The organism is Microvirga calopogonii, from assembly GCF_003347665.1.
Classification (GTDB): Bacteria; Pseudomonadota; Alphaproteobacteria; order Rhizobiales; family Beijerinckiaceae; genus Microvirga; species Microvirga calopogonii.
In genome coordinates, this window is record NZ_QDGA01000224.1 from 1 (window position 1) to 2,224 (window position 2,224).

Sequence of the window (2,224 nt, forward strand, 5' to 3'; positions counted from 1 at the left end):
GGCCATTTTTTTAATCAGGTTTCCGATGCGCCGGGCAACCGTTCATCCATCCTGTCACATCCTTCTCGCGAACCGCGGCGGGAACTCTATCCTCGAACTGTCGGCCGTCTGAGCAGGCTCAGGCCGTCCGTGCGGCAAACTCCGGATCGTAACCGTTCGCGTGGGACAGCACGCTCCAGGCGATGCGCGCGAGCTTGTTAGCCAAGGCGGCCGCCAGCACATTCCGGTGCAGCCGGGCCCGTGCCGCGGCCAACCAGCGGCCGAAGCCGTGCCCATGCCAGTGGCCCGGGTGTTGCAGGAGAACTTGGGCGCCGCTGACAAACAGCGTGCGCAAGTAGCGGTTCCCGCGCTTCGACAGGCCACCCAGGATGGTGCGGCCGCCGGTCGAGATCTGCTTGGGCACGAGACCGAGCCAGGCGGCAAAATCGCGGCCTTTGGTAAACGCCGCTCCGGTGCCAATCGCCGCCACCATGGCGCTGGCGGTGATCACGCCGACGCCCGGGATCCCCATCAGCCGCTGGCAGCCCCCCTCCTGACGGGCCAGAGCCGTGATGTCCCCGGTGATCGCGTCAATGCGCTCATCCAACCGGTGCCAGTCTCCCGCCAGATCCTCGATCAGGTGGATCATGCGCGGCGAGAGCACGTCCGTGCGGTGGGACAGCAGAGTGGGCAGAGCCTCTCGTAAACCGGCAAGTCCCTGCCTCACCGGGATGCCGCACTCGAGCAGGAAGCCGCGGATCTGGTTGATCACCGCCGTGCGCTGCCCGACCAGGCGGCTGCGCACCCGGTGCAGGGCTTGCAAGTCGAGTTGCTCGGCCGACTTCAGCGGCACCGGGCGCATGGTTGGACGTTGCGCCGCCTCGGCGATGGCCTCGGCATCGCGATAGTCGTTCTTGTGCCCTTTGAGAAACGGTTTGACGTACTGGGCCGGCAGCAGACGGACATCATGGCCGAGGGCGGCGAGCTGACGCCCGACGTGATGAGCCCCGGCACAGGCCTCCATGCCGATCAGGCAGACCGGCACATTGGCCAGGCAGGGCAACAGCTGCCCGCGCGAGACTTTGCGGCGCAGCACGATCCTGCCGCGGGCATCCATGCCGATCAGGTGGAAGGTGGTATTGCCCAGGTCGATGCCGATGGTGGCGATGGTCTCAGCTGTGGTCTGCTGTGTCATGACAGGGCTCCTTCGCTGCGGGACAATCCCGTGCTCCCATGCTCCACCCGGGAGCACGGCCGGTCCATGCCATTAGCCCTGATGGCGGCGGAGTGCGCACGCGCCGACGTGCGGGATGAGCGCCGCGTCTGGCATGCCCAGCGTCAGCCCCGCATGCGCCAAGAGCCGCACCGCTTGGTGTTCCTGGACGAGACCTACGTCAACACCAAGATGACGCGCCTGCGCGGGCGCTCGCGCAAAGGCCAGCGGCTGCGCATGAGCGCTCCCTTTGGACACTGGACAACCCACACGTTCATCGCAGGGCTGCGGTGCAGCGAGTTGAGCGCCCCGTGGGTGATTGATGGCCCGATCACCCGGTTGGCGTTCGAGGCTTACATCGAGACACAGCTCGCGCCGAGCCTCAGAACAGGGGATGTGGTGATCCTCGACAACCTCGCCGTCCACAAGAGCGAGAAAGCCGCGCAGTGCCTGAAGCAACGCGGCGCTTGGTTCCTGTTTCTGCCTCCGTACAGTCCAGACATGAACCCGATTGAGCAGGCCTTCGCTAAGATTAAGGCACACCTGCGCAAGGCCGAAGCCCGCACCTTTGACGCGCTCTGGCGCGCCCTCGGCGACATCTGCAACTTGTTCGAGCCGCAAGAATGCTGGAACTTCCTCAAAGCTGCCGGCTATGCGTCCGTTTAACCGTCCGATGCTCTAGAATTGAAGATCAGATTGGTTTGTACCGAATGTGTAAAGGCGGATCCGATTAAGGCTGTGTTTGGCATGCAGAGAGTCGAGCTGCTTGATGGAAACAATTATACGTTCACATGCGAGAACGGACACAAGCAGACAGTTCTTCTTCAGCAACAAAAATTCGAGATGCTCTTCGAGGTTGGGGCAAACGCTATTCTCGATGGATACTACCGTGAGGCCGTCTCTTCATTTGCGTCTTCCCTCGAGCGTGCGTACCAATTCTTCTCGACCGTGTGCCTGATAGAGCGAGGAGTAATTACCCACGCCTCATTTTGAGCTGAGATTCAGGCGGACACGGTCTGAAGAATTGTCTTG

At 62.8% G+C, this 2,224-nt stretch carries 1 protein-coding gene and 1 pseudogene; one reads left to right on the plus strand and one right to left on the minus strand.

The features are described from left to right. Positions 1–118: 118 nt before the first annotated feature. A complete protein-coding gene (locus DDF70_RS36045) occupies positions 119–1,174 on the minus strand; it encodes an IS110 family RNA-guided transposase (RefSeq protein WP_114947574.1) in 1,056 nt (351 codons plus the stop codon). A 57-nt stretch (positions 1,175–1,231) separates the two neighbouring features. On the opposite strand from DDF70_RS36045, the pseudogene DDF70_RS36050 reads away from it, so the two are divergent. Next, positions 1,232–1,858, plus strand: a pseudogene (locus DDF70_RS36050) (IS630 family transposase); the annotation flags it as partial. Positions 1,859–2,224: the final 366 nt, after the last annotated feature.